9 protein-coding genes are annotated in these 7,957 nt (G+C 29.7%); all 9 read left to right on the top strand.

From position 1 onward, the window contains the following. Positions 1-512, top strand: a 512-nt coding sequence (locus ABGT15_RS13100) for a hypothetical protein (RefSeq protein WP_367231904.1), incomplete at its 5' end; no start/stop codon positions are given. A gap of 204 nt (positions 513-716) precedes the next feature. Continuing rightward, the gene (locus tag ABGT15_RS13105) at positions 717-1,328 is read left to right on the top strand and encodes a GNAT family N-acetyltransferase (protein ID WP_367231905.1); all 612 of its coding nucleotides are present in this window, start codon (positions 717-719) and stop codon (positions 1,326-1,328) included. Between the two features lie 190 nt (positions 1,329-1,518). After that, positions 1,519-1,965, top strand: coding sequence for a hypothetical protein (locus ABGT15_RS13110; RefSeq protein ID WP_367231906.1), 447 nt, complete (start codon positions 1,519-1,521; stop codon positions 1,963-1,965). 89 nt (positions 1,966-2,054) lie between these two features. Next, positions 2,055-2,753 (top strand): hypothetical protein, encoded by a 699-nt coding sequence (locus ABGT15_RS13115; protein ID WP_367231907.1) that lies wholly within the window; start codon positions 2,055-2,057, stop codon positions 2,751-2,753. A gap of 201 nt (positions 2,754-2,954) precedes the next feature. After that, positions 2,955-3,554: a hypothetical protein gene (locus ABGT15_RS13120; RefSeq protein WP_367231908.1), complete on the top strand. Its 600-nt coding sequence runs from the start codon at positions 2,955-2,957 to the stop codon at positions 3,552-3,554. Positions 3,555-3,757: 203 nt separating this feature from the next. Continuing rightward, positions 3,758-4,312, top strand: coding sequence for a hypothetical protein (locus tag ABGT15_RS13125; RefSeq protein ID WP_367231909.1), 555 nt, complete (start codon positions 3,758-3,760; stop codon positions 4,310-4,312). 179 nt (positions 4,313-4,491) lie between these two features. Next, positions 4,492-4,890, top strand: coding sequence for a c-type cytochrome (locus tag ABGT15_RS13130; protein WP_367231910.1), 399 nt, complete (start codon positions 4,492-4,494; stop codon positions 4,888-4,890). Positions 4,891-5,075: 185 nt separating this feature from the next. Next, positions 5,076-5,795, top strand: a complete 720-nt coding sequence (locus tag ABGT15_RS13135) for a hypothetical protein (protein WP_367231911.1) — start codon at positions 5,076-5,078, stop codon at positions 5,793-5,795. Between the two features lie 220 nt (positions 5,796-6,015). After that, positions 6,016-6,813 (top strand): hypothetical protein, encoded by a 798-nt coding sequence (locus ABGT15_RS13140; RefSeq protein ID WP_367231912.1) that lies wholly within the window; start codon positions 6,016-6,018, stop codon positions 6,811-6,813. Positions 6,814-7,957 lie beyond the last annotated feature (1,144 nt).

The following is a 7,957-nucleotide window of genomic DNA, read 5'->3' on the forward strand; positions in this document are numbered from 1 at the left end:
TCAAGCCGAAAAACGTTAGCAATAATTTAGTCCAAACGAAAACTACATCTATGGGATTAACAAAATACTTAACCTTAAAAAATGAATTTGAAATAAATAATTCTGCACAGGAATTACAAAGTCAACTTGCTGATAAAAATATCTCAAAATTTGATGTAGAATTTTTAAGTTTTAGAGAATATAGAATAACTGCAAAACTATCTGTTGGAATTGGAATGAGTTTAACCTCTGGCTTTTCTTTACCCATATGTACTTCATTAAAATTAGAAGACGAAGAAAACAAAACTAAAGTCAAATTAAAAACATCGATAAGACCTGAACTAGTTTTCATTTCACTAATTTGGATTGTAACTATCTTTTTTCAATTATTTTCAAGTGCAAAAATTCCAATAGCAATTACTTTGGTTTTATTTCCATTAATTCTTGGTTGGTTTTGGCTAATATACAGAGGGCAAGAAGAAAGCTTACATGTGTTAGTTGAAAAATATTTGAGAGATGTAAATGAACAATAAACTATTGCTAACAGCGGTTTTATAAAATGGCTTAGTTCAGTCATATCAGGAAACTTTCGGCTTTAAAGTCTTTGCTTTAATTTCTCTTTTTCTCTTTAAACTTTTCGGTATATTTGTAAACATCAGTAACAAAAGTCCGCCACTTTATAAAGCCGGCGGGACGTTAACGGCAAGCAATCCAAAAAAGAACCTAAAAGCAGAAAAATGAAATTTGATTTTAAAGAAAAATATGTTTTAGAAAATGAATATGTAAAATTGCAACCACTAGAAAATACAGATTTTGAAGTTTTATTAGAATATTCTGAAAATGAACCTGAAATTTGGGAATTTAATTCAGGCGGAGCAAACGGAAAAGAAAATCTTGAAAAGTATATTCTAAATGCAACTAAAAATAGAGAAAATGAAAAAGAATATCCATTTATTGTTTTTGATAAATTAAGTGGAAAATTTGTTGGAAGCACAAGATTTTATGGAATATTTTTGGAAATGAAAACTATTGAAATTGGCTATACTTGGTACGGAAAAAAATATCAAGGAAGTGGAATAAATAAAAATTGCAAATATCTAATGTTGGAATTTGCATTTGATAAAATGGAAATGGAAAGAGTTGCGTTTGCAGCAAACTCAAAAAATGAAAGAAGTCTAAACGCAATGAAAAGTATTGGTTGTGTAGTTGAAGGAGTTTTGAGAAATTGTAGTACAGATGCAAAAGGAGAAAGGATTGATGCAACAAGATTAAGTGTTCTCAAAACAGAATGGAATGAAAGTGTAAAAGATAATCTTAAAAAACAAACAGCAAATTTTGCCAGCCGTTAACAGCGGTTTTGTGCAAGCGGGGTTTGGGTGTGTATCGGGAAGAGCCGGTGTTTGCACTTCTCTCCTATTTTCGAGCTTTTTTCTTTCAAACTTTTCGGTATATTTGTAAACATCAGTAACAAAAATCCCCGCCTTCACAAAGCCGGCGGGACGTTGTGCGTCATTTTACCCGAACAGAAACGAAATAGCAATGAAAAAAACATTAATCTATATTTTATTAAGTGTAATGTTTACTATTTCATTTTATAAGTTTATGACTTATGACAGAAATTACAGTTGGACAAAAGAATTCCATGAGGATGTCAAAATTGCAACACAAAAAAGTGAATTCAAAATTCAAAAAACAGAAAAGATAGAAGCCAAAAATGTAAAACTATCTTTTGAAAAATCTTTGAAAATAAAAATTCAAAAATTGCTGAATAAAATTGGATTAATGAATTACGGAACTGAATATGGAGAAATAATCTATTTAGTTTCCGAAAATGAAAAGTTAAACTTTAAAAGTTGGTGTTTAAGTGATCATATAATCGGGATTGAAATTGAAGTGAATAATATTCCTGAAGACAAACTAAAATTCATTAAGAAAGAAGTAGAAAAAGGGTTTGACAACTATAAAATAATTTGGACGAAAATATAAAAACGAACGCACAACAGCGGTTTTAAGAAATTGGGGTTTGAGTGATAATGGAACGATCTTTTTGTATATTTGACTTCAGTCCAAATGGAATGGTTAGGGACAAAAATCTCCAACTTCTTAAAGCCGGCGGGACGTTAGCAGCTATATTACCAAAAATCGTGAAAAAACTCATCCTAATATCATTTTGTTTTTTATTGATTTCTTGCAAGGAATCGATAGTTAAATTCTCGGAAGCTCAGCCCGAAAATTCTAGAAATCTTAAATCTTTTCCTGGAAAACTAATAGGTAATTATTATGATTTGGAAAACGATACAGAATTAGAAATCAGTAAATATTTGATAACAAAAAAACTAATTTTCAAAGACACTTTTAATATCAAAGAGTTGTCGAAATCTGAAATTCTAAGAAACGACAGTGTGATCAATATAAAAACATTAGAAAAATTCAGTGTTAAGCGAATAAGTGATTCTCTTTTTACAAATTATATTTACACAGATACTATTTTTAATATTAATGAGGAAAACATTTTAAGAAAAACAAAAGGTCATTACTTTCTAAGTTCAAAAGACAGTGAAAACAGCTGGAGCGTGAAAAAACTGTCTTTGAAAAATGGTCAATTAAATCTTAACAATATATCTACGAACGAGGAAATAGAATTACTTGAAGAAATTACAGAAACTAAAAAAGATACTGCAAAACCTTTCGTTGTAAAGCCAACTAAAAAACAATTCAAAGAGTTTGTAAAGAGAAATGGATTTACCGAAGGAGAAATATATTTAAAAAAATAAATACAGCTGCTAACAGCGGTTTTGTGCAAGCGGGGTTTTGGGGATTTATCGGTAATGGTAAGTGTTTGCACTTTCTTCTCCGAAGTGAGGTTTTTTCTTTCAAACTTTTCGGTATATTTGTAAACATCAGTAACAAAAATCCCCGCCTGACACAAAGCCGGCGGGACGTTGTGCGTAATTTTAAGAAAACGAATCCTAAAAATGACAAAACAAGTATCCGAAATCATAAAATACAATAACAAAGAATATATACTTGATGCATATTTACTTGAAGGATATTTCAAAGATAACCCAGAAAAAAAACCAGAAGGAGAAATCGAGACAAGTCTTTGGCGTGGTTATTTTGCTGATTATGAAATCAAAAACAATGAACTTTTTGTCCTAAACATAACTATTATTAATAATGGAAAATATATCTCTGTAATAAAAGACGTATTTCCAAATGACAAAAAGATGACATGGTTCAATGGTTTAATTTTAATAGACGAAAATGAATACGTCAACAATAAAACTTCAAATATTAAAACGTCTTTCAAATTATTTGAAATAAAAAACGGAAATGTAAATAAGATAAAAACTTTAAATTTAGATGAATTAAGAGAATTCAAGTTTTTGCAATTGGAAATGTTTAAATTGACTTCTGAATATGAAATATTAAAAGAAGTTTATAAAGATAGGGTAATTTATAACCATACAAAATATCGTAATAAACAAGATAGATTCCCTAATATTGATGAACTATTCGAAGAATATTTACAAGATTCTATTATAGAAATATCAAAAACAATATTAACCGATTAAAAAACTACGCACAACAGCGGTTTTGTGCAAGTGGGGTTTTAGGTGTGTAATGGAATGATCTTTTTGTATATTTGACTTCAGTCTTGAACGGGATGGTTCGGGAACAAAAATCCCCACCTGACACAAAGCCGGCGGGACGTTAGCTGATATTTTAGAAAAACAGAACGAAATAAGGATATATCAAAGAAATTAAAACATAATAAATGCTAAAGAAACTTACAATAATTAGTCTGCTTATTTTATTTCTTCCTTTTTTTCAAACTTGCTCTGATAAAAATATTTCAGAGAATTCAATGCTTAAAAATAGTCCATTACAAGAAGAAGTAAAAATTAAATCTAAAACTGAACTTAATGGAAATGAATATAATTTAACTTTTGAAGAATTAACACAAAAGAAGAAAAAAGCAATTACTGATTTTGTAAAACTTAAAAAAGAATTAACTCTAAATGGCTATCAAATTGGGAAAATATTCATTGAAGATATTGAAACTCCACAATGGTCATTATTACCATTTACAACTTCTATTTTATTAAATTTACTTTTAATATTCTATTCGTTCAAAGAAAAACCGAAAGCAACTTTAATTTTAGGTATTGTAAACTTGATTCTTTTAACGATTCCATTGATTGTGTTATACTTTGGAAAAATATTTGAAGATATTGAACAACTAAAAATTGGTTATTATTTATTGCTATTCAACTTAATAATAATAACTTTTCATTCATATTCAGAATTGAAAAGAAAAAACATCAGCTAACAGCGGTTTTGAGCAAGTGGGGTTTTAGGGATTTATCGGTAATGGTTAGTGTTTGTACTTTCTTCTCCGAAGTGAGGTTTTTTCTTTCAATCTTTTCGGTATATTTGTAAACATCAGTAACAAAAATCCCCACCAGCTCAAAGCCGGCGGGACGTTGTACGCTACTTTGGAAAAACTTTATGGAAAAACTATTACTCATATTATTTATTTTCCTCATTTTTTCTTGTAAAAACAAAGAAAATACTGATTCCGATTACTTACAGAAAATTGAACTTGAAAAAAAAGAAAGATTACTTTTTAGTATTGGTAAAACATACTTTGAGAAAAATTGCATTTCTTGTCACAAACTTGGCGCAAAAGGAATTAGCAACTTAGACTATTCTTTTAAAAGTAATAATTTCAGTATGGATTTCTTAAGTAAATTCATAACCAAACAAGATAGTTTAACTAAAAGTGAAAATGAAGAAGCTGCAAAAATTTTAGAATTCTTTGGAGATATTTATAACCATAACTTTAAGTTTAACGAAGAAGAAACGAAATCAATCATTTACTACATAAAATCCCAAAAAAGTAATTAATAAAAAAGCAGCGTACAACAGCGGTTTCATGAAATGGCTGGCACCAGTGCATAATGGAACGAGCTGGAACAAAAAGTCTTCGTCATTTTTCAAAATTTTCTTCCAAACTTTTCGGTATATTTGTAAACATCAGTAACAAAATTTCCGCCACTTCATGAAGCCGGCGGGACGTTGTATGCTACTTTATGAAAAAAGTGACCTTAAATCAAAAAAGAATACCAAAAAAAGAAGCTATTGAGTTAGCATTACGCGACGGTATTTTACATTCTGATTATTCAGATTTTTTAACCGAAAGATTTGAAAATGGAGATTCTATTGTTAACGAAGTTTACGAATTACCAGAAAGCAGAATTCTATATATCACTGAAGTTAATCAAAAACGTGGCGGTCAAGGAGATATTTTTCCAAAAGAATATTTTGACAAGTTTGTTTTAAATCTTATGCGAATTAAAAATGACAAACTTAATGGTAGAAACAGTAACATTACTCACTGGCTATTTTATTCGAAAAACAAATCTGAACTCATAAATAAAATTGATGATTTAAAGAATGAACTTATAGAAATTTTGAAAGCAGATATAGAATTTTTAAATGGTTCAACAAAAAGTCTCGATTATTTATCTGAAAAAGTGAAAGATTATGGTAATGAAAAAGCGATGAACGAAATCTACGATAATATTGTTGTCTATTTAGGTGAAGTGATTTTAAAGAATTCCAAAGGAGCTGAAAAATGGGAGATTAATAAAATCTTTAATATTCCAATTATTTCAACAAAAAATGATTCGATTTACTTTATGCCTATAAATATTGCCTGGGAAGAACTAACAAATTTTGAGAAGATTGATTTTAGGAAGGCTTATGGAAAAGAAGCTAGGAAAATTGGAGAAAAACTAAGCTATATGTAAATAAAAGCAGCATACAACAGTGGTTTTATGAAATTGCGGGTTTGGGATTTTTTGGAAAGTTTGTGCTCGCACTTCTTGTATAAAAATTCACTTTTTTCTTTCATTCTTTTCGGTATATTTGTAAAGTTCCGTGAGCGGGAAACCGCAACTTCATAAAGCCACGGGACGTTGTGTGAAATTTAACCCAAAAAAGACGAATTAAAACATAATAAATATAAAGATGATAGACAAAGAATTTATTGAAGAGTATTCTTTATTTCGTAAATATAAATCAAACCAAAGTTATAGTAATTTACAAGATTGGAAAAAAACTCCAATTAATATGAGTTGTAATAATTGCAAATCATTACAAACATTCAATCTAACCAACAGTTTTTATTATGACGGAGGCAAAACAGATATAAATTCTTTAAATAGAGTTATAAATTTGGAGTATGTTTGTCAATCTTGTAAAATATTTCAAAGATATTTTTATGTTTATGTTAATGAGCAAGCTAACGAATTCTACAAAGTTGGTCAATATCCAGAATGGGAAATTAAAATGGATAAAAATCTTGAGAAAACATTAAGCAAACATTCTCCAACATTCAGAAAAGGTTTAGTTTGTGAATCGCAAGGATACGGAATTGGTGCATTTGCTTATTATAGAAGAATTTCTGAAGAAATTATTGATGAATTATTAGACTCTATAACAGATTTAATAGAAGAAGAAAATAAATTAAAATATGTTCAAGCTCTTGAAAAAACTAAAAACACTAGAGTTACTCAAGAAAAAATTGATTTAGTAAAAGATTTATTGCCATCAATATTGAAACCTAACGGTATGAATCCTCTGGGAGTTTTACATAGTGAATTAAGTGAAGGATTACATGCTTTAACCGACGAAGCTTGTTTAGAAAATGCAAATCATATAAAAAGTATTTTAACATTCTTAATTAATCAGATTATTCAAAGTAAGGAGTCTGCAAAAACATTTACTTCTAGTATGAAATCTTTATTGGAAAAAAAATCAAAATAAACTTCACACAACAGCGGTTTTGTGCAAGCGAGGTTTTGGGATTTATCGGTAAAGGCTTGGTGTTTGCATTTTCTTCTTTCTTTCGGGCTTTTTCCTTTATAACTTTTCGGTATATTTGTAAACATCAGTAATAAAAATCCTCGCCTGACACAAAGCCGGCGGGACGTTATAATGGATAGCTCCCCGTGCGAACCGAAACCGGACGCTAAAAGGTTTTGGTTTAAAATTTTCAAAAAACTTTATGGAATAATTTTACGGAAAATCTAAACGAAAATATCTCTGAAAATTCTATGTGGAATTACTTTGTAGAATTACTTTGTAGAATTACTTTGTAGAATTACTTTGTAGAATTATTTTACGGAAATTTACACCGCAATAACTTCGTGGAAATAATGCGAAAACCGAAACACAAAAATGAGAACTGAAAAACATTACGTAATCGGAATGTATAAATATTGTGGTTACTATGTGTGCCAATTTTGTGTGTCGCAACCCATTATAACACCGGTTTAAAACAATGGCAACGTTCGGGATTTATCGGCAAACTTTTGTGAATAATTTTCAATCTTCGATTTGAAGTTTTTCTTTCAAAATTTTCGGTATATTTGTTTTCGGCGGTGACAAAAATTTGCCACTGTTTCAAGCCGAAAAACGTTGTACGCCATGACCTGTGCGTGAAAAAAAATGTCCAAAATCAAGCTTTATAGAATATCTTTGTCGAGCTATTTTGTCGAATTACTTTGCAAAACTTTGTGTGAAATTAAAACCAAACTTTGCGCATAATTAAAATAAAACTTTGGCTATAAAGTTAGTAATGTGATAACGTTTCTGAGTTTTGGATCTTGAAGTTTCAGAAAGCTTCTCGCCTATTTTTCTCCAAACTAAACCTTAAAAATATTGTGCATAATAAATTTTCTAAGGAAAATTTTAAGGTTTGAAATTCTTTGCGCAAGTTTTGCCCTTTTTTAAATTCTTTTAGCACGGCGTACAACAGGGGTTTGGCAAAATCGCTGCATAATCTTTTATTCACCATTTTATTTCATAAAATGTTTATCTTTAGCGGAACAAAATGTTCCCTAAAGCCGCGACTTTGCCAAGCCCCGGGACGTTATAATGGATGGCACCCGTGCGAACTGAAACCTTA

It is taken from the genome of Flavobacterium enshiense (assembly GCF_040750275.1).
GTDB lineage: Bacteria > Bacteroidota > Bacteroidia > Flavobacteriales > Flavobacteriaceae > Flavobacterium > Flavobacterium enshiense_B.

What these genes read in the sequence shown, in the direction of transcription:
- ABGT15_RS13105 (WP_367231905.1), top strand. Translation starts at nt 717, where the DNA reads ATGAAATTTGATTTTAAAGAAAAATATGTTTTAGAAAATGAATATGTA.
- ABGT15_RS13110 (WP_367231906.1), top strand. Translation starts at nt 1,519, where the DNA reads ATGAAAAAAACATTAATCTATATTTTATTAAGTGTAATGTTTACTATT.
- ABGT15_RS13115 (WP_367231907.1), top strand. Translation starts at nt 2,055, where the DNA reads ATGGTTAGGGACAAAAATCTCCAACTTCTTAAAGCCGGCGGGACGTTA.
- ABGT15_RS13120 (WP_367231908.1), top strand. Translation starts at nt 2,955, where the DNA reads ATGACAAAACAAGTATCCGAAATCATAAAATACAATAACAAAGAATAT.
- ABGT15_RS13125 (WP_367231909.1), top strand. Translation starts at nt 3,758, where the DNA reads ATGCTAAAGAAACTTACAATAATTAGTCTGCTTATTTTATTTCTTCCT.
- ABGT15_RS13130 (WP_367231910.1), top strand. Translation starts at nt 4,492, where the DNA reads ATGGAAAAACTATTACTCATATTATTTATTTTCCTCATTTTTTCTTGT.
- ABGT15_RS13135 (WP_367231911.1), top strand. Translation starts at nt 5,076, where the DNA reads ATGAAAAAAGTGACCTTAAATCAAAAAAGAATACCAAAAAAAGAAGCT.
- ABGT15_RS13140 (WP_367231912.1), top strand. Translation starts at nt 6,016, where the DNA reads ATGATAGACAAAGAATTTATTGAAGAGTATTCTTTATTTCGTAAATAT.